Raw genomic sequence first — 23,142 nt, forward strand, 5'->3', positions numbered from 1 at the left:
CCTCAAACGCCGGACGGGCTGGAATTGGCCCGGGTCCGGTCCTCAAACGCCGGACGGGCTGGAATTGGCCCGGGTCCGGTCCTCAAACGCCGGACGGGCTGGATGGGGCCGGGCCCGGTCCTCAGGCGCCGGACGGGCTGGATGGGGGCGGGGGCCGGGGTCAGCCCTTGCTTACTGCTGTCAGGATTTCCGGGATGCGGCGGGCGACCGTGGGGGCGGCCAGGCGGAGGCCCGACCAGGTGATCAGGGTGCCCCAGGCGATGCCCAGCGGGAGCAGCAGCCAGGTGGCGTCCTGGTGGTCCGCCAGGTGCAGCCAGGCCGCGAGCACGATCAGCGGTGCGCACAGCAGGGCCGAGGAGACCAGGCCGAGGAAGATGCCGATCCAGGCGAGGCTGGCCTGGCCCGGGGCGACGTTCTTGAACGCGCCGTCGGTCGGGATCGAGTACGGGAAGCGGGCCGAGGCCAGCGCCCCCGAGCACAGCATCGCGCCCAGCAGCCCCAGTGCGAGCCCCACGACCTCCGGCAGGGCGGCCCAGTCGCCCACCATCGCAGCCGTCACCACGGTCACGAGCACCGTGTACGGGACGGTGACCAGGGCCAGCGCGAGGGCCCGGGCGCGCATTTCGGCGTAGGCCTCGCGCGGGGTGGAGATGGTCTGGGCGACCATCCAGAACGCCGAGGTGTCCTGCCCGAACTGGTTGTACATCTGGACGCCCAGCATGCCCGCACCGAAGCAGGCGAGGTAGACCGAGCCGTGCCCCTGGAGCGCGTTGGCGACCGGGATGATCAGGCCGATGGCCAGCGAGCTCAGCCAGGCGGCCTTGGTCTTGGGGTCGCGGACGGCGTAGCGCAGGGCGCGCTGGACGACCGCGCCGGTGCGCCCGTCCGGCAGCGGGGACCAGCCGCCGGCGCCCGCACCGGAGCCGCGCTTCTTGCCCGAGTCGGCCGCCCCGATGGTGGAGCCGTCCGGGGTCACCATCAGCTTCGTCAGGCTGCGCTCCCAGAACCACAGCAGCGCGCCGATCGCGCCGACGGTCAGCGCGAGCTGGGCGGCGGCGACGGCGTACGAGCCCCGGCTCGCCGAGTCGACCATGCCGACGGCCGTCGCGGGCGGCAGCCACCGCACCACGGCCTCGACGGGCTCCAGGGTGGCCAGCCCGCCGGCCTGGAAGAGCCGCTGGCTGGCGAAGTTGGCGAACTGGGCGACGACCGCGATCAGCAGTCCGCTGAGCACGGCCAGGTCGCGGCCCTTGCGGCTGGTCAGCAGCCGGACGTTGGCGGTGGCCACCGCCCGCGCCAGGGCGACGCAGCCGAGCAGCAGCAGCGGCACGCCGAGGACGGCGGCGACGATGCCCGCCGGGCCCTGGGCCACCGCGGTCACCGAGCCGACGGCGAGGCACAGCGTGAAGAGCGGCCCGATGCCGACGAGCGAGGACGCCAGCAGGGCCCGTACGAGCGGCCGCGGCCGCAGCGGCAGCATCACCAGCCGGGTCGGGTCGAGGGTCTCGTCCCCGGTGGGGAAGAACAGCGGCATCACGGACCAGAGCAGGGCCAGGATCGCGGCGAGCAGCACCACGACGGTGCCCGCGTGCGCGTTCCCGTGCAGCACGGCCAGGCCGATCATCTGGAGCACGCCGACGCCGAGCGCCAGCACCAGCGTGCTGATGTAGGCGGCCTTCCGCTTCGACGAGCCCTTGAGGCCGTTGCGCAGCAGGGACAGCTTGAGCCGGACGAAGACCGCGGTGAGACCGGCCTGCGCCCCGGTGGTGGGAGCGGCGGCAGCACTCATCGCGAGCCCGCCCCGCCGCCGAGCCAGTCCAGGGATTCGCCCGTGTCGACCCCCTGGGCGCCGACGAGTTCGAGGAAGGCGCTCTGGAGGCTGGGCGCGCTGCCGCGCACGGAGTCCAGCGGGCCCGCGGCGCGGATCTGCCCGGCCGCCATGACCGCGACCCAGTCGCACAGCGACTCGACGAGCTCCATCACGTGAGAGGAGAAGACGACCGTGGCGCCGGACGCGGTGTAACGTTCCAGCACCCTGCGGATGGTCTGAGCCGACACCGGGTCCACCCCCTCGAACGGTTCGTCGAGGAAGAGCACTTCGGGGTTGTGCAGCAGCGCCGCCGCCAGGCCGATCTTCTTGCGCATGCCGGTCGAGTAGTCCACGACCAGCTTGTGCTGCGAGCCCGCGAGGTCGAGGACCTCCAGCAGCTGCGTCGCGCGCTTGTCGGTCTCGGGGCCCGGCACCCCGCGCAACCGACCCATGTAGCCGAGCAGTTCCCGACCGGACAGTCGCTCGAAGAGGCGCAGCCCCTCCGGCAGCACCCCGATCCGGGACTTCACCTGAACCGGGTCCTGCCATACGTCATGTCCGGCGACCTCGACCCGGCCCTGGTCCGGACGCAGCAGCCCGGTCACCATCGACAGCGTGGTGGTCTTGCCGGCCCCGTTCGGTCCGACGAGACCGATGAACTGCCCCGCGGGCAGTTCGAGATCGATCCCAGCGACCGCGATCTGTTCGCCGAAGCGCTTCCACAGCCCTTCGATCCGTACGGCGGGGGCGGCAACCGATGCCGTGTCCCCCGTCGACAATGCCTGGTCCGGCATCGCGCCCTGCCTCTCGTTCTGTCCCCGTTGGTCGCGTTCACCTTACGAGGGCAGGCCGGGGCGGCCGTAGGGCTGAATGTACCGACCTGGCGTCGATCAGCCCCTGCGGGCCCGGGCCGCGGCCGCCTCGCGCCCGCAGGCGTAGGCCAGTACGTCGATCAGCTCCTCCGTGTCGGGCAGCCACCGGTTCGCCGGGGTGGGGCGGCGGACCCACTGCACCTGGCCCCGGCCGCCGTAGCGGGTGGGCGGGGCGGCGACGTAGTCCCCCTCGCCGCGCGCGACGAGGTCGAGGGAGGCGGGCTGCCACCCCAACTTGCGCAGCAGATCGGGGAGCTTCGCCCCGGCGCCTGGCAGGACGAAGAACTGCATCCGACGGTCCGGGGTGGCGGTCACCGGCCCGATGGTCAGGCCGAGTCGCTCCAGCCGCGCGAGCGCCAGGAAGCCGGAGACCTCCGGTACCTCGATCGCGTCGAAGGTGCGGCCGGTGGGCAGCAGGATCGACGCGGCCGGCTGGCGCGACCACAGTTGACGGACCCGGACCGCACTGCCCGAGGCCAGGGCCGCCCACTCCTTCACCCCCGGGTGCGCTCCCGGCTTCTCGCAGGTCGCGACCCCGCAGGAGCAGACCTCGCGGCCGTCGCCGGGCTCCAACCAGGTGCCCGCGAACACGTCCCAGTGCCGCTCTTCCGCGTACCGCACGGCATGGTCCAGCAGCAGTTCGCCGCGCTGCTGGGGGATGGGCGCGGTCTCCGTGACTCCGATGGTCTCTTCCACGATCAGCACAACTACCGCGGTCACCGGGAGTTACGGGCGCAAACCGGCCGGTGGACGGAGCATCGATCCTGCATGTGGGGCGCACCGGTGCACGGGCGGGGGCGCGCAGGGGACCGGGAGCCGGGGGTTGGGTAGCGACAACTCGCAGCAGACCGGAGAGCGGCGGTCCACCACTTGCGTGACGCATGAGTGCACGACTGGGTACGACTCACCACGTTCCGGACGGTGTTCCGCATTCTTCGCAGATCAGCCGGGAAGTGATCACATGCACGATCACCCGCGGCCAGCAGGGGGTTTACTCATGGCAGCCAGGCCTCTCGTCGCCCGCCAGCCGAACGAACGGTTGCAGGCACTCATCCAGGAAGCCGGCTGCTCCAACGCCGGCCTCGCTCGTCGGGTCAACATGTGCGGCGCGGAACACGGCCTCGACCTCCGTTACGACAAGACATCCGTGGCCCGCTGGCTGCGCGGACAGCAGCCGCGCGGCCGGGCCCCGGGGATCATCGCCGAGGCCCTGGGCCGCAAGCTCGGCCGGACCGTCACCATCGACGAGATCGGCATGGCCAACGGCAAGAACCTCGCCTCCGGCGTGGGCCTGCAGTTCTCCCCGACCGTCATCGGCGCCATCGAGCAGGTCTGCGAGCTGTGGCGCAGCGACGTGGGCCGCCGTGACTTCCTGTCCGGATCGACCGTGGCCGCCTCCGCCCTCGTCGAGCCCAGCCGCGACTGGCTGATCACCGGGGCCGACGCCCAGGTGGCCCGTACGGGCGGCTCGCGCGTCGGCATGTCCGACGTCGAGGCGGTGCGGGCCACCACCGACGCCCTCAACGACCTCGACCACCGCTTCGGCAGCGGCCACGTACGGCCCGTGGTCGTCCACTACCTCAACAGCGTGGTCTCCGGGCTGATCGGCGGGTCCTACCGGGAGCCGGTGGGCCGCGCGCTCTTCGCCGCGGTGGCCCGGCTCACCGAACTCGCGGGCTACATGGCGGTGGACACCGGCCAGCCCGGGCTCGCCCAGCGCTACTACATCCAGGCCCTGCGGCTCGCCCAGGCGGCGGGCGACCGCGCCTACGGCGGTTACGTGCTGGCCGCGTCCATGAGCCACCTCGCGGCCGAGCTGGGCAACCCCCGGGAGATCGCGCAGCTGGCCCGGGCCGCGCAGGAGGGTACGCGCGGGCAGGTCACGCCGCGGGCGGAGGCCATGTTCTACGCGGCCGAGGCGCGCGGGCACGCGCTGCTGGGCGACGCCCGGGCCACGGCGGTGCTGTCCTCGCGGGCCGTGACCGCGCTGGAGCGGGCGGAACCGGAGTCCGGCGACGACCCGGTGTGGATCCGGCACTTCGACCAGGCCTACCTCGCCGACGAGCTCGCGCACTGCCACCGCGACCTGGGGCAGGCCGATGCGGCGGGGCGGCGGGCGGAGGAGGCCTTGCGGGCGCTGCCCCGGACCAAGGCCCGCAGACGAGCCATCGGGATGCTGCTGCTGGCGACCTCGCAGGTGCAGCGCCGGGAGGTGGAGCAGGGGTGCCACACGGCCGCGCAGGCGGTCGACCTGCTCTCCGGTCTGCGCTCGAACCGGGGTGCGGACTACCTCGACGACTTCCGGTCGCGACTGGAGCCGTACCGGGAGGAAGCGGCGGTAAGGGAGTTCAGCGCGCGGCTGGAGACACAGGTGGCGTGACGGACACGGGGGGTGACGGGGTAGCGTGACCGACTGTTCCGTAGGGTCGGACGGTCGGATAAGGAGTCCCGGTGACGCAGAGCGGCGGACGAGGCGGCGACTCGCGGCAGCCCCAGCCCCAGCCCGAGCCCGAGCCCCAGCCTCCCGTGTACGAAGCATCCACGCCCCAGTTCCCGTCCCCGCCGCAGTACGGATACGGACACCCGCCCCAGGACGCGCCGCCGCCCGGCCACGTCCTGGGACCGGGGTACGAGGGCCCGGGCGCCCCGCACGGCTACGGCTACCCGCCGATCCCCGAGGCCGAGACCCAGTACATACCGGCGGTCCCGGCGCAGCCGGAGCCGCAGTTCGGCGCCCCGGCGCACGGGGAGGCGGCGACGCAGTACATCCCGCCCGTCCCCGGCGCTCCGGTGTACGGGGACGCGGCGTACGGCGGTGCGGCCTACGGGGACGCGGCGTACGGTGATGCCGCGACGCAGTACATTCCGCCGGTCTCCGCGGCGCCGGGCTACGGGGACGCGGCCACGCAGTACATCCCGCCCGTTCCGGCGGCGCCGGACCACGGCGATGCGGCCACGCAGTACATCCCGCCCGTCCCCGCCGCTCCGGACCACGGGGAGGCCGCGACGCAGTACATCCCGCCCGTTGCGGCCGGACCCGGGATGCACGAGGCGGCGACGCAGTACATCCCGCCGATCGCGGCGGGCCCCGTCCCCGGCCAGGCTTCCGGCCCGGGTCAGGGGCAGCCGGACGTCTTCGACGGCCTGTTCCGCGGCGCGGGCCCCGGCGACGACCAGGGGCAGACCCAGGTGCTGCCGCCCGTCCAGGAGCCGGTGCGCAGCCAGGCGCCGCCGCCCGCGCCGCCCTTCCAGCAGCGCCGCCAGAAGCCGCCGCAGCAGCCCCAGCCGCCCTTCCAGCAGCAGCCGGCGCACCTCCAGCAGACGACCGGCTTCCAGCAGCCCCCGCCGCCCCCGCACCGCCAGCAGCCCGCGCCCTTCCAGCAGCCGCCGCCGGAGCCCGCGCGGAAGGTGTCGCCCGTGGTCATCGGGGTCTCGGTGATCGCGCTGGCCGTGGTCGGACTGGGCGTGGGTTCCCTGCTGGGCGACGGCAAGGCGCAGAACAACGACCCGGCGGCGGTGGACGTCGCGGCGAGCAAGCCGGCCGGTACCGGTTCGGCCAAGCCCCCGGCGGACGAGGCGCCGGTGGATCCGGCGCGCGGTCAGGCCGTACAGCTCGACAAGGTGCTCGCGGACAGCAACGACAGCCGGGCGACGGTGATCCGCGCCGTGGACGACGTGCGGTCCTGCAAGAACCTCGCGCAGTCGGCCGAGGACCTGCGCGACGCGGCCCGCAAGCGCGAGGAGCTGGTCACCAAGCTCCAGGAGCTCAAGACCGACAAGCTGCCCGACCACGCGAAGCTGACCGCGGCCCTCACCAAGGCGTGGAAGTCGTCGGGTTCGGCGGACCAGTACTACGCGGCCTGGGCGGACGAGGCCGCGGGCGACCGCAAGACCTGCAAGGACGGCAAGGCCAAGTCCACCGGCAACGCCAACAACGGCGACAAGGCGAGCGGCGAGGCGACCAAGGCGAAGGAGTCGGCCTCGGGCATGTGGAACAAGATCGCGACCCAGTACGGCCTCACGAAGCGGGACCCCTCCGACCTCTGAGTCGAGCGGTGAGCGGGTTCAGCTGGCGCGGGGGGCCGCCTCCAGGGTCTGGGTCATGTCCATTGTGCTCTCGCCGGGCTGTGCGACGATCCGGCCGTCCTGGACGATCTGGAAGGTGACCCGGCCGTTCGCCATGCGGGGGAAGCCGCCGACCGCGCGCATGTCCTGGTAGCGCCAGCTCAGGTCGGGGGTGAGGCCCCCGGTCCTGACCCCCGCCGAGTGGTTGAGGGCGCGGGTGACCGTGCGGCCGGTGACGTCCTCGCCCTTGCCGAGGCGTTTGACGACCTCGGTGAAGACGGAGTAGGCGATCCAGGTGGTCTGGGTGCCGGTGTCGTCCGGGTCGACCCGGTTGTCGCCGAAGGCGTTGTCGGCGATGACCTTCCGCATCGGCTGCCACAGCGGATCGCTCGACACCGGGTACCAGCTCGTGACGTAGGCGCCCTCGAACTGGCTCTCCTTGCCGCCGGTGCGGTCCACCAGGGACTGGCTGACGCTGCCGAGGACGGAGGAGAGCTGCGGCTTCTTGGTCTGGGTGTCGAGGCGGCGGAAGGAGTCGAAGAAGGTCTCGGTGCGCTCGCCGAGGACGGCGGCCACGCACCCCTTCGACTTGTCCTTGCCCTTCCCGGCCTCGGTGAGGGCCTCGGTCGCCTGGGCGCCGTAGTTCGCGGAGTCCTCGGGCGCCCGGACGTCGGCGGCCTCGCGCTGTGGCTTGACGGCCTTGAAGCCGGCGTTGAGGAGGATGGGCATGGAGTCGCCGGCGAGGGTGTCGGGCCGTACGAGCGCCACGTCCTCGCAGGCCTTGCCCAGCTGGTGCCCGGCTCCGGCGAGCAGCACCGGCTGACCGCCGTTGACGGGGTAGGACAGGGTGCTCTGGAATTCCTCGGCGGAGACGCCGTATCCGCCGATGAAGGGGATGCCCTCGGCTTCGAGGGGGGCCATGAAGGCGCGCCCCCACTGGCTGTACGAGCCCACGACGGCCACGGCCTTGGCGGCGATCGCCTGTCGGGCGCAGTCGGCGGCGCCGGTGGCGGTGTTGTGCTCGTTGCAGGTCAGGACACGGAGCTTGCGGCCGTTGACGCCGCCCTTGCCGTTGATCCAGCGCTCGTAGGTCTTGGCCATGGCCGGCATGCCGCCCATGTTGGTGGCCTTGGTGCCCTCGGGGGCCCAGGTCATGACGGTGATGGTGTCCCCGGAGCCCCCCGTGGCTCCGGGGACAAGGCCACAGCCGGTCAGGAGACACGCACCCGCCACCGTGCTCGTCGCCGTGGTCACCGCCCTGGTCAGGAGCGTGCGGGAGCGGTAGCGGGAACGTGATGCTGTTCGCCAGTCGGTCATGACCCGTCACACTTCCGGCCCACGGGGAACTGAAGTGTGAGGTGTACACAACATTGGGTGACGCCCGGGTGAATTGCGGGGGACCGCCGGTGGGCAAGGCGGGCAAGGGCAGGCAAGGCGGGCGCGAGGGGGAACGTACGATCGAGCGCGTGACATTCGACCCAGGTCCGAAGAACTCTTCCCGCCGCGGCCGCCGCTCCTCCACCATGGGCGGCATGCCCCTCAACGACATGCCGTGGTGGCGCTGGCGCACCAACGTGCGTTCGGCCCTGCACATGCTCTCCGACCCGGCCTTCCAGGAGGACACCTGGCTCGCCGGGCTCGACGGCTACGGTGACGTCACCGATGCCGTCTACCGGCTCGTCGAGGACACCTGGCTCGACAGCTGGTCCGCCGAGAAGTACGTCGGCACGATCTTCCGCGACTCCCAGGAGGCGGTCCTAGTGGACCTCGCCGTCCTGCGCGTGCTGCGGATCCTGCACCAGGTCGGACCGGACGCCCCCGTCTCCGTCTACCTGGAACACCACGGCTGGCCGGAGGCGGTCCGAGCCGCGCGCGAGGCGCACGTACGGCTGTCGGCGGCCGACGGGGAGGACCCCGACGTGCGCCCGCGCTCCCTCGACGTGCTGAGGATCATCACGCGGGCCGCGTGAGGCGAGGTGGGGCCCGGATGTGAAAGTCTTGCCGGTCATGAGCGACGACCCGCAGCAGAGCGAGCCCCAGCAGTACGTACTGACCCTGTCCTGCCCCGACAAGCAGGGCATCGTGCACGCCGTGTCCAGTTACCTGTTCATGACCGGGTGCAACATCGAGGACAGCCAGCAGTTCGGCGACCACGACACGGGCCTCTTCTTCATGCGGGTCCACTTCTCGGCGACGCCGCCGGTGACGGTCGAGAAGCTGCGGGCCAGTTTCGCGGCCATCGGTGACTCCTTCCGGATGGACTGGCAGATCCACCGCGTGGACGAGCGGATGCGGATCGTGCTCATGGTGTCGAAGTTCGGGCACTGCCTGAACGACCTGCTCTTCCGCTCGCGGATCGGGGCGCTGCCGGTCGAGATCGCGGCCGTGGTCTCCAACCACACCGACTTCGCCGAGCTGGTCGGCTCGTACGGGGTGCCCTTCGTGCACATCCCGGTCACCAAGGACACGAAGGCGGCGGCCGAGGCGGAGCTGCTGGAGCTGGTCCGGGCGGAGAACGTCGAGCTGGTCGTCCTGGCCCGGTACATGCAGGTGCTGTCCGACACCCTGTGCAAGGCGCTGAGCGGGCGGATCATCAACATCCACCACTCGTTCCTGCCGAGCTTCAAGGGCGCGAAGCCGTACCACCAGGCGCACGCGCGGGGCGTGAAGCTGATCGGTGCCACCGCGCACTACGTGACGGCCGACCTGGACGAGGGCCCGATCATCGAGCAGGAGGTCGAGCGGGTGGGGCACGAGGTGACGCCGGACCAGCTGGTGGCGGTGGGGCGGGATGTCGAGTGCCAGGCGCTCGCGCGGGCGGTCAAATGGCACAGCGAGCGTCGCGTCCTCCTGAACGGCGCCCGCACGGTCGTCTTCGCCTGACCCGACCCCGACCCCGACCCGTTCCGGCCCGGCTCCGCCGGAGCCGTCCCAGCCTCGCCCGGGGGCACCTCCCAGCGGTAGCTGGGGGAGTTTGAGGCGCGGGTCCGGGGCCGAGCCCCTGGCCCACTTCAGCCTCGCCGGCGTTTGAGGGGCGGGGGCGGGGGGGGCCCGGGGGGGGCCGCCCGGGCCGCGTCGGGGCGCCGCCCCCGCCCCCCCCGGCCACCCCCCCGCGGGGGTGTTAATTGGGCCCCCCCCCGGCCCCCGCGCCTCAAACGCCGGCGGGGCTGAATCGGGCCCGCCCCAGACCCCGCGCCTCAAGCGCCGGCGGGGCTGGGGTGGGCTCCGCCGGGGCCTGCTGGGGCGTCCCGGCGGGGTCAGAGGCGGCTCAAGGAGGCGGCCGCGGTGAGGACGTCGCGGATGGCTTCGCGGTCGCCGTGTTGGCCGGCGGCCGCGTCGTCCGGCGAGATCCGCCCCGCCGCCAACTGGCAGAACTCCACCCCGTCCAGCGCGATCTCCGCCACCGTGTGCTCCGCGGACGTCGTCGCCGCCGGCGAGTCCAGGGCGATGTCCCAGCCACCCCCACCCGCACCCTCGATCTCCAGGTGCAGCGTGCGCCCCGGCGTCCCGGCCGCGACCAGCCGCCGCGGCGGGGCCGCCAGCCCCGACCGCCGGCGGTCCGCCAGCGCGCCCGGCAACAGCCGCGCCGCCAGGTCGACCATGCGGTGCAGGTGCGGCCCCGACGGCGGGTCGTACGGGTAGTCCACCGCGTCCGCGATGTCCCACGCGTGCACCCAGCACTCGAAGGCCCGCTCCAGGAAGGCGTCGCCGAGCGGCAGCGCGAAGTCCCCGTAGCCCACGGCCAGCTCCGCCACCCCGTGCCCGGCGAAGGACACGGTCCGCACCAGCGTGTGGCCCTGCTCCCGCCACGGCTCGCGGACCTGCCGGGTGACCGGGTGCGGCGAGGAGGTCCAGAAGTGCTCGGTGCGCTCCACCGCCCCCGGCGGCGCGTCGGGCCCCAGCGGGTCGTCCAGCCCGAGCGCCGCCGCGATCAGCCCGTCGACCGACAGCAGGTGCCCGATCACCCCGGCCACCGTCGTCCGGCGGGACTGCTGGCCCTCGTCCTCGAACCACCGCAGGCGCACCGGCGTGTGCCATTCCGCGTCACCGAAGTCCCGCAGCAGCGCGTCGAGCCGCGCGGTCTCGGTGTCGTACGGGCTCGCCCACCCCGGCACCGGGATCCGGGCCGGCCGCTTGCCCAGGCAGTCCTCCAGCACCCGCGACCGCAGCAGCGGCTTGAGGTCGAGGCTCTCCTCGGGCCGCAGCAGGCCGACCGCGTCGCGCAGCCGCAGCGCCTCGTCGGCGCAGGGCGCGCACTCGGTGAGGTGGTCCTCGACGGCCTGGGTCTCCTCCGGCGAGCACGCGGCCAGCGCCCACGCGCCGAGCAGGGACTTCAGCACGGCGTGCGTGGGCGGGGGCATCGGCGCGACCGGTGCCGGAGGTTCGGGTGCGGGCGAGGGAGCGGGCGCGGGCGGGGTCGCCGCAGGCACCGGTGGCAGGGGCGCCACCGCCGTGGGCAGCCGTTCCCAGTCGTCGGCGGCGTCCCGCGGGCCGGGTATCCAGGCACTGGCACCGGAGCGCTCTCCCCGGCCTTCGTACTCGTCGTCATGTGACTCGGCGCGGCCGTTCATCGGGTGCTTCCGTATCCGGGCGGGGAGAGGTCTTCCTGCGGCAGGTTGTTGGCGGTCGACAGGAGCTGGAGGCCGAGTCGCAGCCGCCGCCGTGCCTCGTCCTCGCTGATCTGGAGGTCGGCGGCGGTCTGCCGGTAGTCGCGCCGCTTGAAGTAGGCCAGTTCCAGCGCGGCCCGCAGCGGGGCGGGCATGGACGTGACGATGTAGTCGGCGCGGGCGGCGGCATTGGCGCGGCGGACCTTCTGTTCCAGCTCCTCGCGGGAGCCGCGGCCCAGCTCGGCCTGGCGGAGCCGGGCCACGGCCTGGCCCTGGGTGATCCGGGCGACCCAGGAGCGCATGGAGCCCTGCTTGGGGTCGTAGGCGTCCGGATTCTCCCAGATGTAGCCGAACACCTCGCGGGTGATGCGGTCGGCCGCTTTCTCGTCGCGCAGGACGCGGTGCGCGAGGCTGTGGACGAGCGAGGCGAAGCGGTCGTACAGCTCTCCGAGCGCGGCGGCCTCGCCGCGCGCGAGCCGCTGTTGCATCCTGCGGTCCCAGCGGGGTGGTGCGTCCTTCGGCATGGTGCCCCCAGCCATGTGTCGACTCCTTGAATGTAGTGGGCACATGGCCTCGTGCGCCTGTTTCGGGGCAAGTCCGCCCTGGAACCACACCCTCCGTGATATGGGAGCCGACGCTGCGTCATGGGCACATCTGTACGCGCCCCGTCGCGCTTCCCGTGCGCGGGTTCGATGCGGCCACCTGCTTGCCGACTTCGCTTAACGCGCAGGCCACCGAGGCCGTACGCTTCCGCCTGTCTCGATCTGAACCCCACCGCACACGTGAAGGCGGAAGCCGAAGATGGACAGCGCAGAGTACGAGCGCAAGATCGCCGCCCGATTCGCCACTTTCGACCAGGACGGCAACGGCTATATCGACCGCGAGGACTTCAGCGCGGCCGCGAAGGCCGTGCTGGCCGAATTCGGTACCACGGCCCGCTCGGACAAGGGCCAGGCCGTCTTCAACGGCGCCGAGGCCTTCTGGCAGGGCATGGCCGGGATCGCCGATGTGGACGGTGACCAGCGGGTGACCCGCGAGGAGTTCATCACCGGGGCGGCCAAACGACTGCGGGACAATCCACGGCGGTTCGCGGAGATCGCCCGCCCCTTCCTGCACGCGGTGATCGCGGTGGCCGCGACCGCGGACGCGACGGCGGACGAGGGCGCCGACGCGGCGGTGGGCACCAGCCCCTCCGCCGCGGCGCGGGTGCTGCGCGTGCTGGGTACCGCACCGGAACTGGCGGACGGCGTGGCGGCGGCCCTGGACACGGACGGCGACGGCCGGATCTCCGAGGACGAGATCCTGGCCGCCTTCGCCGGCTACTGCGGGGTGGCGGCCCCGGACGCCTGAGCGTCCGGCCGACCCGCCTGCGCACCCGGGCCCGTCGCCGCGTACGTCGATCAGCCCTCCGCCCCTACGTGGCCGGCGGCAGACTCCGTCCAGTGCCGTGACCGTATTAGTCGGCGGCCGAAGCCGCCCGGAGCAAGGTGTCGGCGGCGGCCGTGCGGGCGTAGAGGACCGAGCGGCCGGCCCGGTGCGCGCTGACCAGGCCGGCCCGCCGCAGCGCGGTCAGGTACTGGGACACCCCGGCCGGGGACAGCCCGGTGCGGTGGGCCAGTTGCGTGGTGGAGGCCGGGGTGTCCAGCTCGGTCAGCAACAGCGTCCGGGAGCGCCCGAGTACGGCGCTCAGCGCTTCCGGGTCGGCGCCGGGCCCCGGCGCCCACAAGGTGCCCACCCCGCGCGCGGGATAGGCGAGCTGCGGCGGATCGGGCGGGACCTGGGTCGTCAGCAGCCGCGGCCCGGTGAAGGCCGAGGGGACCAGCAGCAGCCCCGGGCCGGTCGCGGTGCGGGGCATGGGCCTGCTGCGCCGGACCAGGTGGAGCGCGTTGCCGTCCCACCGCACCGAGGCGTGCAGCTCGTCCAGGACCCGACCGGCGCCGTGCGCGGCGACCTGGCGGGCGCGGTGCAGGACGTCGGTGTCGAGCACCGCGCGGATCCGCGCCCAGTACGGGGCGAGCGCCAGCTCCCAGTACGCGTCGATCTCCTGGGTGACGCGGGCGAGCCGGGCCTGCGGATCGTGGTGCAGGGACCGCAGCCGGGGCCCGGGTGGCCCCTGGTGGTGCGCGAGGTGGTCGAGGTCGTGGCGGACCCGGTCGGGGTCGGTGGCCCGGATCGCGGCCAGCTCGTCGGCCAGCGCCGGGGCGGGACCGGTGGGGGCGGGCGTGAGGAAGTACGGGAAGAAGCCGGTCGGCGGGACCAGCTCCGCGAGCCGGCCCCGGTCCAGCCCGGCGGCCACCACCCGGGGCCGGACCTGTTCGATCCACGGCCGGTGCACCGGGGAGGCGCCGGCGCGGCCGGTCAGCAGCCGGAAGCTGGTCGCGACCTGCCACATCGGCGAGACGGCGAAGCGCACCTGCGCCAGGTCGTTCGCGGAGAACGCCAGCTCCGCCAGGACGCCCACCCCCCCCCAGGATTCACGCATGCCCGAATCTTTGGCGGTCACCCTATCGACTGGCGATCATTGCGGCATGACCTCGTACCCCACCGCGACAGCGGCTTCCGACGTGACCCCGCACGTGACCCCGCACGCGAACCCGATCGCCGTCCCGACCCCCGCCCCGATCTCCGCGGCGGCGGCCGGCACCTGGATGCTCGGCGACCTGGAGGTCAACCGGATCGGCTTCGGCACGATGCGGCTGCCGCAGACCGGCGAGGCGCTGATCGCCGACGCCGTGCCGCGCGACCGCGACCAGGCGGTCGCGGTGCTGCGCCGGGCGGTCGAGCTGGGCGTGAACCACTTCGACACCGCCGCGTTCTACTTCTCGCGGCTCCTGTCGGCCAATGAGCTGATCAACCGGGCGTTGGCGCCGTACGCCGACGATGTCGTCGTCACCACCAAGGTGGGCCCGGGCCGGGACGCCTGCGGCGAGTGGACGGCCCACGCCACACCCGCGCAGCTGCGCGGCCAGGTGGAGGAGAACCTGCGCCAGCTCGGCCGGGACCACCTGGACGTTGTGAACCTGCGCGTCGTGGGCGACGCGTCGGTCGCCGAGCGGTTCGGGGCGCTGGCCGACCTCCGCGCGGCGGGGGTGATCCGGCACCTGGGCTTGTCCAACGTCCGCCCCCACCAGCTCGCCGAGGCCCGTGCCATCGCACCGGTGGTCTGCGTGCAGAACGCCTACGGTCTGGGGAGCTCCCCCGACCAGGCGGAGTTCTTGCGCGCCTGCGGCGAACAGGGCGTCGCCTTCGTGCCGTTCTACGCGATCGCGGGCGCCGGCCGCACGGCGGGCGCGGCCGGCGGCGGCGAGCGCGGCTACGCCGGAGACGGGGACGGGAAGGCCGACGGGAACGCCGACGACGCGCTGCGGACCGTCGCGCGTGCCCACGGGGTGAGCCAGGCGCAGGTCCGGCTGGCCTGGTCCCTGCACCAGGGCCCGCACGTGCTGGCCATTCCCGGCACCGGCGACCTGGACCACCTGGCCCAGAACGTGGCCGCCGGAGCCGTCCGGCTCTCCGCGCAGGACCTGGACGCCCTGGACGCCCAGGGCCGCGCGGCCGGCTGAGCACGCCCGGGCCCGGCGGGGGCGGACCTCGCCCGGCCCGGGGCTACGCGTAGCGCTCGCGCAGCTGATACTTGAGGACCTTGCGCAGGGCGTCGTTGCGCGGCAGGGCCTCCACCAGCTCCAGCTGCTCGGGGAGCTTGTGGGTGGCCAGGCCCTCGGCCCGCAGGTACGAGGTCACCTCGGCCAGCGTCAACGGCGCGGCGGTGGCCGCCTGTTCGACGACGGCGCAGACGCGTTCGCCGCGCTCCGGGTCCGGCAGGCCGATGACGGCCACGTCGCCGATGCCGGGGAGCCGGTGCATGAGGTCCTCGATCTCCTTCGCGGAGATGTTCTCGCCCTTGCGGATGATGACGTCCTTGCTGCGGCCGGTGAGCACCAGGTAGCCGTCCTCGGTGAGGTGGCCGAGGTCGCCGGTGATCAGGTAGCCGTCGGCGTCGAAGACCTCGGCCGACTGGTCGCGGTTCAGGTAGCCGCGGCAGACGGCCTCGCCGCGCAGCCGCACCTCGCCGTCGGCGCGGGCGGGCAGGGGGCTGCCGTCGGGGGCGGTGATGCGGATGGACATGCCCGCGGGCGGCCGGCCCTCGGTGGTGGCGAGGTGCTCGGCGCTGTCCAGCGGTGACCCCATGGTGATCATGGGGACTTCGGTCATGCCGTAGCCGTGGGTCAGTTGGCAGCCCAGCTCGCGGACGACCGCGTGGTAGATCTCGGGCGGCTTGGGCGCGCCGCCGCCGGCCAGCAGGCGCAGGGTCGGGATCAGCGGGACGCCGGGGGCCTTGCGCTGCTCGGTGAGGAACATCGAGTAGAAGGCGGTGGAGCCACCCGCGATGGTGACCCCGTGGCGCCGGTACCCGGCCAGCGCGTCCGGCATCGCGAACTTCTCGAAGAGCACCGCGGGGAACCCGTACAGCAGCAGCATCACGGTGTAGTCGGGCCCGGCGATGTGGGCGAAGGGGAAGGCCATCGAGCCCACGTCGGCGGGGCCGAGGCGCAGGGCGTGGGCGAGGCAGGAGCCGCCCGCGATCAGGGAGCGGTCGGTGTGCAGGACGCCCTTGGGGTCGGAGGTGGTGCCGGAGGTCCAGTAGATCCACCGGACGTCGGTGCCGGAGGCGGGCGGCGGGGGCAGCAGGGCCGGGTCCCCGTCGGGGAGGTCGGCGTAGGCCTCGAAGATCCCGCGGGCGCCCAGCCGTTCGGCCATCGCGGTGTGGTCGTACCCGCGCCAGACGCCGGGCACGGCGAAGAACTCGGCCTTGGACTCCCGCAGCGCGAAGCCGACCTCGCGGTCCCGGTAGAAGGGGATGACGGGGGACTGTACGGCGCCGATCCGGGCGAGGGCGATGGAGAGCAGCACGGTCTCGATGCGGGTGGGCAGCTGCCAGGCGACGACCGTGCCGGGGCGCACGCCCATGGCGTACAGGCCCGCGGCGACGCGTTCGGCGCGCTCCCGCAGGGCGCCGAAGGTCAGGGTCCGGTCGTCGGCGGGGTGCTCGGCGGCCTCGACGAGCACGGGGGCGTCCGGGGTGAGGGCGGCGCGGCGTGCGATCAGCTCCCAGAGGGTGGGGGAGCGCTCCAGGTCCCGTGCGGTGTCGGTGGCGCTGTCCCTCGCGGTGTCGTCCGTCATTCCCGGCCTCCCCGGCTCGGCGCGTGGCCTGTTTCTGATTGGCCGTCAGATACAGCGCAGAGCGTAGGGCTCCGGCGCTTGTCGGTCCAGGGGTGGCGGAGCTAGCTTGTTTCTGACGCCCCATCAGATCAGCCCCATCAGATCAGCTTCATGAGATCAGCTTCATCGGATCAGCCCCATCAGATCAGCCCCGTCAGATCAATCGGATGCCAGCGAGGGGAAACCGGATACATGGAACTGCCCCGGATCATCAGCGTCGACGACCACGTGATCGAGCCCCCGCACCTCTTCGACGTCTGGCTCCCGGCCAAGTACCGCGACCGCGGGCCCAAGGCGCTCACCGCGGGCATCGGCGAACTCGCCTACACCGGCGGCAAGTACGTGATCACCATGGACCCCGACGGCCCGCCCACCGACTGGTGGATCTACGAGGACCTCAAGTTCCCGTACAAGCGCAACATCGCCGCCGTCGGCTTCGACCGCGACGACATGACCCTCGAAGGGATCACCCGCGCCGAGATGCGCCGCGGCTGCTGGGACCCCAAGGCCCGGCTCGCCGACATGGACCTCAACCACGTCGAGGGCTCCCTCTGCTTCCCGACCTTCCCCCGCTTCTGCGGGCAGACCTTCGCCGAGGCCCACGACAAGGAAGTGGCCCTGGCCTGCGTGCGCGCGTACAACGACTGGATGGTCGAGGAGTGGTGCGGCGACAGCGGCGGCCGGCTGATCCCGCTGTGCATCATCCCGCTGTGGGACATCGACCTCGCGGTCGCCGAGATCCGCCGCAACGCGGCCCGCGGGGTGCGCGCCGTGACCTTCTCCGAGATCCCCACCTACCTCGGCCTGCCGTCCATCCACTCCGGCTACTGGGACCCCTTCTTCGCGGTCTGCCAGGAGACCGGCACGGTGATCAACATGCACATCGGGTCGAGCTCCCAGATGCCCGCCGCCTCCCCGGACGCGCCGCCCGCCGTCCAGGCCGCGCTCAGCTTCAACAACGCGATGGCCTCGATGATGGACTTCCTCTTCTCCGGCGTGCTGGTCAAGTTCCCGACCCTCAAACTCGCCTACAGCGAGGGCCAGATGGGTTGGATCCCCTACGCCCTGGAGCGCGCCGACGACGTCTGGCAGGAGCACCGCGCCTGGGGCGGCGTCCGCGACCTGATCCCCGAACCGCCCTCCACCTACTACTACCGGCAGATGTTCTGCTGCTTCTTCCGCGACAAGCACGGCATCGCCTCGCTCGACGTCGTCGGGCGCGACAACGCCACCTTCGAGACCGACTACCCGCACGTCGACTCGACCTTCCCGCACACCAAGGAGGTCGCCCTCGACCACGTCAAGGGACTGGACGAGGAGACCGTCTACAAACTGATGCGCGGGAACGCCATCCGGATGCTCGGCCTCGACCTCGACCGCGACCGGCGCCCGGCGGGACGGTAGCCGCGGTGGACCTCACCTACACCGAGGAGGAGCGGGAGTTCCGGGCCCGGCTGCGCGAGTGGCTGGGCAAGACGCTCCCCGAACTGCCCGCCCGCCCGTCCCCCGACGACTGGCCGGGCCGCCGCTCCTACGACCTCGGCTGGCAGCGGCGGCTGTACGACGCCGGCTACGCCGGTCTGCACTGGCCGCTCGACGCGGGCGGCCGCGGCGCCACCCCGACCCAGCACCTGATCTTCCTGGAGGAGACGGAGCGGGCCGGGGCGCCGTACGTCGGGGCCAACTTCGTCGGGCTGCTGCACGCCGGGCCCACGATCGCGGCGGAGGGCACCGCCGAGCAGCGGGCCCGCTGGCTGCCGCCCGTGCTGCGCGGGGACGAGGTGTGGTGCCAGGGGTTCAGCGAGCCGGACGCGGGCTCGGACCTGGCCTCCCTGCGCACGAAGGCGGTGCGCGAGGGTGACGAGTACGTGATCACCGGGTCGAAGATCTGGACCTCGCACGCGGAGGTCGCCGACTGGTGCGAACTGCTCGTGCGCACCGAACCGGTCAGCGCGAGCGTGCCCAAGCACCGCGGGATCACCTGGCTCGCGATGCCGATGGACGCGCCCGGGGTGAGCGTGCGGCCGCTGCGCACCCTCGCCGGGTCGACCGAGTTCGCGGAGATGTTCCTGGACGGGGTGCGGGTGCCCGTCGGCAACCGGGTCGGCGCCGAGAACGACGGCTGGCGCGTCACCATGGTCACGCTGTCCTTCGAGCGCGGCACCGCCTTCGTCGGGGAGGTCGTCGCCTGCCGCCGGACGCTGGCCGCGCTCGCCCGTACGGCCCGGGCCAACGGCCGCTGGGACGACCCGGTGCTGCGGCGCAGGCTGGGGCGGCTGTACGGGGAGTTCGGCGCCCTGTGGCGGCTCACCCAGTGGAACGTGAGCGAGTCGACGCGCTCCGGCGGGGTCCCGGGCATCGGCGGCTCCGTCTTCAAGCTGCGCTACTCGCACGCCCGCCAGGAGCTGTACGACACGGCCGCCGAGGTGCTGGGCGCGGCGGGCGGGGCGCTGTCGCTGGAGGAGGAGTGGACCCTGGACCGGCTCTCCTCCCTCTCCTACACGATCGCGGCCGGCACCTCGCAGATCCAGCAGAACATCATCGCCGAGCGGATCCTCGGCCTCCCGAAGGGCCGGTGAGGGACCGTGGACTTCCAGCTGACCGAGGACCAGCGGGATCTGCGCGCGGGCGTGCGGGAGCTGCTGGCGGGGCGGTACGGGCGCGAGGCGCTGCGGGAGTCGGTGGACGCGGCCGCGGCGCTCGGCGCGGGCGTGGTCGACCGGGGGCTCTGGCGGGAGCTGGGCGAGGCCGGGTTCTTCGCGCTGCGGCTGCCGGAGGGCGGCCCGGACGGGGGCGTCGGGCTCGGGCTCGCGGAGGCGGCGCTCGTCTTCGAGGAAGCCGGGCGGGTGCTGCTGCCGGGGCCGCTGGTGGCCACGCATCTGGCGGCCGGGGTGGTGCCGGGCGCGGCGCAGGGCACGGCGGTGGTGACGGCCTTCGACCTGGACGGCCCCTTCGTCGCGTACCTGGGCGAGGCGGACGCGGTGCTGGGTGGGGAAGACCCCGCGGGAGAGCTCGCGCAGGGCCCGGACCCGGCGGCCGGCTGTGTGCCGGTGCGGTCCGTGGATCCGCTCACGCCCCTGTACCGGACGCGGGGGCCGGGGTCGGCCGGTGCGCCGTCCGCCGCGCTGCGGGACGAGGGGGCCCTGCTGACGGCCGCCCTCCAGGTCGGCAGCGCGCTGCGGACCTGTGAGCTGGCGGTCCGGTACGCGAAGGAGCGCGAGCAGTTCGGGCAGCCGATCGGGGCCTTCCAGTCGGTCAAGCACCTGTGCGCGCAGATGTTGGTGCGGGGCGAGGTGGCCCGTACCGCGGTCTACGCGGCGGCGGTGACGGTCGACCCCGGGGAGATCGCGGGCGCCAAGCTGCTGGCCGACGAGGCGGCCGTGCGCAATGCGCGCGACTGCCTCCAGGTGCACGGCGGGATGGGGTTCACTTGGGAGGCGGACGTGCACCTGCACCTGAAACGGGCGTGGGTGCGGGCCGAGCAGTGGCGCACGGCGGCCGAGGCGGAGGAACTGCTGGCGCGGGAGCTGGGCGCCCTGTCGGCCTGACGCCGCAGGCGGTCGGCGCGGTGACGGCTGCTGTGACGGCTGCTGTAACGGGTGCTGTAACGGGTGGAACGGCGCAGGACGCATGTCCGATTACAGAGAGTTGATATCGGTTTGTGTCCTTCGCCCACCTCGCTACGGACCGGAGTCGGTCGCGTGCTCCGGTACGCTCCGACGAATGCGAGCGGTTGAGCGGCGCGGGCGTCGCACAGTATGCAGCACGCCTACTCCTTCGCGCTGGAATATGCCCGAAGCGCTTGTTGTGGTGACTGTATGTCAACCATGCTGCTCGGCAAGGGGATCACGGACCGTGATCCCGTACTGTCGCGAGGCGATGTGTCCGCCGGTTCGGGTGGTGTGAGCGGTGCAGGTGCTTCAGGTTCAGCTTGAGGTCGGGCCGGATCCCGCAGAGGTCGGCCGAGCGCGCAGGTGGGCCCGGTCCCGCATGGCCGGATGTGGAATGGGGGACGACGAGCCGCTCGCGGACACCCTGCTCCTGCTGATTTCGGAGCTGGTCACCAACGCGGTGGTGCACACCGGTTGCCCGGCCGTGCTGCGGATGCTCTTCGGCGGCCCGGCGGTCCGGGTCGAGGTGGCCGACGCGAGCGACCGACCGCCCGCCCCCCGGCACGCCGACGGGGACGACACCAACGGGCGCGGCCTGGAGCTGGTGGACGGCCTCGCGGACCGCTGGGGCTGGCAGCGCGAGGGCTCCGGCAAGCAGATCTGGTGCGAGATCGACTGCGCCGGAGAGGGCTCCGCGGGGGCACTCGGCGGGCCCGCCGAGGAGATTGCCGAAAAATGTGACCAGGTACGGGAACCGCGCGTGTACCTCTAACGAGGTGTTGACGGACCGTCATGCATTGATCACCCTTGGGGGAGCGATTCGTCGCGAGGGGACGCCAAGGGCAGACCTTGACGAGTGCGGGTCGTGGGGTGGCGGCTGCCGTGCGGCGCTCGGGGCGTGCACGAATGTACGCCGCCACCCATAGTCGACGGCCTCGGTCGCCGCCCGCGAGGACCACGAGGACTTGGCGCCTGTGGTGCCGTGCCCGCCAGGGGTCCGTCGGGTCAGAGGATGGCGACCGGGGCGACCGGCGTGCCCGTCCCGCCGACGAAGGGCTCCGGCATCGCGGAGAGCAGGAAGGAATACCGCCGCTCTTCTCCACAGGCTGTGGACAACTTTTCGAGATTCCAGTTCTGGCCCTGGTGCATGCCCATCTCGACCAGGTCGAGGGCGTGCACCGGCAGCCACAGGTTCTCGATCTCCGGCGGGAAGATCTCGAAGGTCAGGGTGTCGTTGGCGACGGCCGCGACGTCCCGCGCGTGGAACCACTCGGGCGTGCGGACGGACAGCCCGGGCGACGGATAGCCGTAGCCGTGCTTGTCGCCCGCCAGGTAGACCTGGATCTGCCCGGTGCGCACCAGCACGATGTCGCCGGGTCGGACCGTGACCCCGCCGAACTCCTCCGCCTCCACCAGGTCCTGCGGGGTCACCGCGTGCCCGCCCGGCAGCCGGTCCAGGCCCTTGGCGCGGGCCACGTCCAGCAGCACCCCGCGCGAGACGATGTGGCCGGCCTTGTCGATGCCGCTGAACCGGGCCCGGGAGTGCGCAGTGATGGTGTCGGCGGGGCGCCCGTTGTAGATCTTCCCCGAGTGCGAGACGTGGGTCAGGGCGTCCCAGTGCGTCGCCGACTGCAGGCCCATGGTCACGGCGTCGTCGCTGCACGCCACCGTGCCCGGGCCGAAGATCTCCTGGTTGATCTGCACCATCGTGTGCAGCGGATTGATCCGGCCCGGGATCATGCCCGCCTGGACGCCGTCCTCCTTCAGGGGGAGGGCGAGCGGGATCCGGCGCCCGGTGCGGATCTCGGCGGCGGCCGCGCGCACCACCTCGTCGGTGATCAGGTTCAGGGTGCCGATCTCGTCGTCGGCGCCCCAGCGGCCCCAGTTGTTGACGCGCTTGGCGATGTCGTGGAACTCGGGGGGCAGGCCCATGGCTCTCATCACTCCTTATGGACTGGGGCTTGTGCTGGCGCATCCGACTGCCCATAGAATCTAACGGTCCGTCAGAAACAGCGGGAAGGGGCCGGACATGGGGAACTTCTTGGCAGGCAAGGTCGTCGCCGTCACGGGCGCGGGCCGGGGCATCGGGCGGGCGGTCGCGCTCGCGGCCGCCGCCGAGGGCGCCAAGGTCGTCGTCAACGACTACGGCGTCGGCATCGAGGGCGGCGAGCCCACCAGCGAGATAGCCGAGGGAGTGGTGAAGGAGATCCTCGCGGCGGGCGGGGAGGCCGTCGCCGTCGCCGACGACATCTCGACCATGGCGGGCGGCCAGCGCATCGTGGACACCGCGCTCGCACGCTACGGCCGGATCGACGGCGTCGTCTGCGTCGCGGGCATCCTGCGCGAGCGGATGCTCTTCAACATGTCCGAGGAGGAGTGGGACCCCGTCGTCGCCACCCACCTCAAGGGCACCTTCACCGTCTTCCGTGCCGCCTCCGCCGTCATGCGCAAGCAGGGCACCGGCACGCTCATCGGCTTCACCAGCGGCAACCACCAGGGGTCGGTCGCCCAGGCCAACTACAGCGCCGCCAAGGGCGGGATCATCTCCCTCGTGCGCTCCGCCGCCCTCGGCCTGAACCGGTACGGCGTCACCGCCAACGCCGTGGCCCCGGTCGCCCGGACCCGGATGTCGGCGAACGTGCCGATGGAACTCAAGGAGATCGGCGAACCGGAGGACGTGGCCGCACTGGTCACCTACCTGCTCAGCGACCGGGCTGTCGCGGCCGGCGGCGAGAGGATCACCGGGCAGGTGTACACGATCGCCGGACCCAAGATCGCGGTCTGGGCGCAGCCGCGCGAACTGCGCGCCGGATACGCCGAGGGGTCCTGGACCCCCGAGAAGATCGCCGACTTCCTCCCGGGGACCGTCGGCACCGATCCGATGCCGATGCTGGCGCAGCTGGAGGCCATGGCCAAGGCGGCGGCCGCCAAGGACCGCCCCAACGCGTAGGAGCTCC

The 23,142-nt window shown here is 72.8% G+C and carries 20 protein-coding genes; 11 read left to right on the forward strand and 9 right to left on the reverse strand.

Annotation, left to right across the window (positions count from 1 at the left end):
- Window positions 1-160: 160 nt before the first annotated feature.
- From ACIBEA_RS40565 to ACIBEA_RS40575, 3 genes are all read right to left on the reverse strand, one after another.
- Window positions 161-1,789: a transporter gene (locus ACIBEA_RS40565; RefSeq protein ID WP_399268820.1), complete on the reverse strand. Its 1,629-nt coding sequence runs from the start codon at window positions 1,787-1,789 to the stop codon at window positions 161-163.
- Window positions 1,786-2,604 carry an ABC transporter ATP-binding protein gene (locus ACIBEA_RS40570; protein WP_399268822.1) on the reverse strand — a complete coding sequence of 273 codons (819 nt, stop codon included), beginning with the start codon at window positions 2,602-2,604 and terminating at the stop codon, window positions 1,786-1,788. Before ACIBEA_RS40570 ends, ACIBEA_RS40565 begins: the two co-directional genes overlap by 4 nt.
- A gap of 96 nt (window positions 2,605-2,700) precedes the next feature.
- Window positions 2,701-3,387: a bifunctional DNA primase/polymerase gene (locus tag ACIBEA_RS40575; protein WP_399268869.1), complete on the reverse strand. Its 687-nt coding sequence runs from the start codon at window positions 3,385-3,387 to the stop codon at window positions 2,701-2,703.
- A gap of 292 nt (window positions 3,388-3,679) precedes the next feature.
- Between ACIBEA_RS40575 and ACIBEA_RS40580 the strand changes: the two genes are divergently transcribed.
- Together ACIBEA_RS40580 and ACIBEA_RS40585 are read left to right on the forward strand one after the other, a co-directional pair.
- Window positions 3,680-5,062 (forward strand): transcriptional regulator, encoded by a 1,383-nt coding sequence (locus ACIBEA_RS40580; RefSeq protein ID WP_399268824.1) that lies wholly within the window; start codon window positions 3,680-3,682, stop codon window positions 5,060-5,062.
- Window positions 5,063-5,133: 71 nt separating this feature from the next.
- Window positions 5,134-6,729, forward strand: a complete 1,596-nt coding sequence (locus tag ACIBEA_RS40585; protein WP_399268826.1) for a hypothetical protein — start codon at window positions 5,134-5,136, stop codon at window positions 6,727-6,729.
- A gap of 18 nt (window positions 6,730-6,747) precedes the next feature.
- On the opposite strand, the gene ACIBEA_RS40590 is transcribed toward ACIBEA_RS40585, so the two are convergent.
- The gene (locus tag ACIBEA_RS40590) at window positions 6,748-8,064 is read right to left on the reverse strand and encodes an ABC transporter substrate-binding protein (RefSeq protein ID WP_399268827.1); all 1,317 of its coding nucleotides are present in this window, start codon (window positions 8,062-8,064) and stop codon (window positions 6,748-6,750) included.
- A gap of 206 nt (window positions 8,065-8,270) precedes the next feature.
- Between ACIBEA_RS40590 and ACIBEA_RS40595 the strand changes: the two genes are divergently transcribed.
- Window positions 8,271-8,717 carry a hypothetical protein gene (locus tag ACIBEA_RS40595; protein WP_399268871.1) on the forward strand — a complete coding sequence of 149 codons (447 nt, stop codon included), beginning with the start codon at window positions 8,271-8,273 and terminating at the stop codon, window positions 8,715-8,717.
- Window positions 8,718-8,754: 37 nt separating this feature from the next.
- On the forward strand, window positions 8,755-9,630 hold the full coding sequence (purU, locus tag ACIBEA_RS40600) for a formyltetrahydrofolate deformylase (protein ID WP_399268829.1): 876 nt from the start codon (window positions 8,755-8,757) through the stop codon (window positions 9,628-9,630).
- A 374-nt stretch (window positions 9,631-10,004) separates the two neighbouring features.
- Here purU and ACIBEA_RS40605 read toward each other — a convergent pair whose 3' ends face one another.
- Both ACIBEA_RS40605 and ACIBEA_RS40610 read right to left on the reverse strand, forming a co-directional pair.
- Window positions 10,005-11,318, reverse strand: a complete 1,314-nt coding sequence (locus ACIBEA_RS40605; RefSeq protein WP_399268831.1) for a zf-HC2 domain-containing protein — start codon at window positions 11,316-11,318, stop codon at window positions 10,005-10,007.
- The gene (locus ACIBEA_RS40610; protein WP_399268873.1) at window positions 11,315-11,878 is read right to left on the reverse strand and encodes a sigma-70 family RNA polymerase sigma factor; all 564 of its coding nucleotides are present in this window, start codon (window positions 11,876-11,878) and stop codon (window positions 11,315-11,317) included. The genes ACIBEA_RS40605 and ACIBEA_RS40610 overlap by 4 nt, the downstream gene beginning before the upstream one ends.
- A 277-nt stretch (window positions 11,879-12,155) precedes the next feature.
- Between ACIBEA_RS40610 and ACIBEA_RS40615 the strand changes: the two genes are divergently transcribed.
- Window positions 12,156-12,704 carry an EF-hand domain-containing protein gene (locus ACIBEA_RS40615; protein WP_399268833.1) on the forward strand — a complete coding sequence of 183 codons (549 nt, stop codon included), beginning with the start codon at window positions 12,156-12,158 and terminating at the stop codon, window positions 12,702-12,704.
- A gap of 106 nt (window positions 12,705-12,810) precedes the next feature.
- Here the strand turns inward: ACIBEA_RS40615 and ACIBEA_RS40620 are convergent, their stop codons facing one another.
- Window positions 12,811-13,836: a DUF5937 family protein gene (locus ACIBEA_RS40620; protein WP_399268835.1), complete on the reverse strand. Its 1,026-nt coding sequence runs from the start codon at window positions 13,834-13,836 to the stop codon at window positions 12,811-12,813.
- 166 nt (window positions 13,837-14,002) lie between these two features.
- On the opposite strand from ACIBEA_RS40620, the gene ACIBEA_RS40625 reads away from it, so the two are divergent.
- On the forward strand, window positions 14,003-14,917 hold the full coding sequence (locus tag ACIBEA_RS40625) for an aldo/keto reductase (RefSeq protein WP_399268875.1): 915 nt from the start codon (window positions 14,003-14,005) through the stop codon (window positions 14,915-14,917).
- 43 nt (window positions 14,918-14,960) lie between these two features.
- On the opposite strand, the gene ACIBEA_RS40630 is transcribed toward ACIBEA_RS40625, so the two are convergent.
- Window positions 14,961-16,535, reverse strand: coding sequence for a class I adenylate-forming enzyme family protein (locus ACIBEA_RS40630; RefSeq protein ID WP_399268837.1), 1,575 nt, complete (start codon window positions 16,533-16,535; stop codon window positions 14,961-14,963).
- Window positions 16,536-16,766: 231 nt separating this feature from the next.
- On the opposite strand from ACIBEA_RS40630, the gene ACIBEA_RS40635 reads away from it, so the two are divergent.
- The 4 genes from ACIBEA_RS40635 (at window position 16,767) to ACIBEA_RS40650 (ending at window position 20,957) form a co-directional block, all read left to right on the forward strand.
- Window positions 16,767-17,978: an amidohydrolase family protein gene (locus ACIBEA_RS40635; RefSeq protein ID WP_399268839.1), complete on the forward strand. Its 1,212-nt coding sequence runs from the start codon at window positions 16,767-16,769 to the stop codon at window positions 17,976-17,978.
- 5 nt (window positions 17,979-17,983) lie between these two features.
- Window positions 17,984-19,153 (forward strand): acyl-CoA dehydrogenase family protein, encoded by a 1,170-nt coding sequence (locus ACIBEA_RS40640; RefSeq protein ID WP_399268841.1) that lies wholly within the window; start codon window positions 17,984-17,986, stop codon window positions 19,151-19,153.
- Window positions 19,154-19,159: 6 nt separating this feature from the next.
- Window positions 19,160-20,122: an acyl-CoA dehydrogenase family protein gene (locus ACIBEA_RS40645; protein WP_399268843.1), complete on the forward strand. Its 963-nt coding sequence runs from the start codon at window positions 19,160-19,162 to the stop codon at window positions 20,120-20,122.
- Window positions 20,123-20,483: 361 nt separating this feature from the next.
- Complete coding sequence (locus tag ACIBEA_RS40650; protein ID WP_399268845.1) at window positions 20,484-20,957, forward strand: ATP-binding protein; 474 nt, start codon at window positions 20,484-20,486, stop codon at window positions 20,955-20,957.
- A gap of 233 nt (window positions 20,958-21,190) precedes the next feature.
- Here ACIBEA_RS40650 and ACIBEA_RS40655 read toward each other — a convergent pair whose 3' ends face one another.
- Entirely contained in the window at window positions 21,191-22,117 is a 927-nt protein-coding gene (locus ACIBEA_RS40655; RefSeq protein ID WP_399268847.1) for a cyclase family protein, read from the reverse strand.
- Between the two features lie 97 nt (window positions 22,118-22,214).
- Between ACIBEA_RS40655 and ACIBEA_RS40660 the strand changes: the two genes are divergently transcribed.
- Entirely contained in the window at window positions 22,215-23,135 is a 921-nt protein-coding gene (locus tag ACIBEA_RS40660; protein ID WP_399268849.1) for an SDR family NAD(P)-dependent oxidoreductase, read from the forward strand.
- Window positions 23,136-23,142: the final 7 nt, after the last annotated feature.

Origin of the sequence: Streptomyces sp. NPDC051555 (assembly GCF_044454405.1) — a bacterium.
Classification (GTDB): Bacteria; Actinomycetota; Actinomycetes; order Streptomycetales; family Streptomycetaceae; genus Streptomyces.

What these genes read in the sequence shown, in the direction of transcription:
- ACIBEA_RS40605 (WP_399268831.1), bottom strand. Translation starts at nt 11,318, where the DNA reads ATGAACGGCCGCGCCGAGTCACATGACGACGAGTACGAAGGCCGGGGA.
- ACIBEA_RS40565 (WP_399268820.1), bottom strand. Translation starts at nt 1,789, where the DNA reads ATGAGTGCTGCCGCCGCTCCCACCACCGGGGCGCAGGCCGGTCTCACC.
- ACIBEA_RS40615 (WP_399268833.1), top strand. Translation starts at nt 12,156, where the DNA reads ATGGACAGCGCAGAGTACGAGCGCAAGATCGCCGCCCGATTCGCCACT.
- ACIBEA_RS40660 (WP_399268849.1), top strand. Translation starts at nt 22,215, where the DNA reads ATGGGGAACTTCTTGGCAGGCAAGGTCGTCGCCGTCACGGGCGCGGGC.
- ACIBEA_RS40635 (WP_399268839.1), top strand. Translation starts at nt 16,767, where the DNA reads ATGGAACTGCCCCGGATCATCAGCGTCGACGACCACGTGATCGAGCCC.
- ACIBEA_RS40620 (WP_399268835.1), bottom strand. Translation starts at nt 13,836, where the DNA reads ATGCGTGAATCCTGGGGGGGGGTGGGCGTCCTGGCGGAGCTGGCGTTC.
- ACIBEA_RS40625 (WP_399268875.1), top strand. Translation starts at nt 14,003, where the DNA reads ATGCTCGGCGACCTGGAGGTCAACCGGATCGGCTTCGGCACGATGCGG.
- ACIBEA_RS40610 (WP_399268873.1), bottom strand. Translation starts at nt 11,878, where the DNA reads ATGCCGAAGGACGCACCACCCCGCTGGGACCGCAGGATGCAACAGCGG.
- purU (WP_399268829.1), top strand. Translation starts at nt 8,755, where the DNA reads ATGAGCGACGACCCGCAGCAGAGCGAGCCCCAGCAGTACGTACTGACC.
- ACIBEA_RS40580 (WP_399268824.1), top strand. Translation starts at nt 3,680, where the DNA reads ATGGCAGCCAGGCCTCTCGTCGCCCGCCAGCCGAACGAACGGTTGCAG.
- ACIBEA_RS40570 (WP_399268822.1), bottom strand. Translation starts at nt 2,604, where the DNA reads ATGCCGGACCAGGCATTGTCGACGGGGGACACGGCATCGGTTGCCGCC.
- ACIBEA_RS40655 (WP_399268847.1), bottom strand. Translation starts at nt 22,117, where the DNA reads ATGGGCCTGCCCCCCGAGTTCCACGACATCGCCAAGCGCGTCAACAAC.
- ACIBEA_RS40595 (WP_399268871.1), top strand. Translation starts at nt 8,271, where the DNA reads ATGGGCGGCATGCCCCTCAACGACATGCCGTGGTGGCGCTGGCGCACC.
- ACIBEA_RS40630 (WP_399268837.1), bottom strand. Translation starts at nt 16,535, where the DNA reads ATGACGGACGACACCGCGAGGGACAGCGCCACCGACACCGCACGGGAC.
- ACIBEA_RS40590 (WP_399268827.1), bottom strand. Translation starts at nt 8,064, where the DNA reads ATGACCGACTGGCGAACAGCATCACGTTCCCGCTACCGCTCCCGCACG.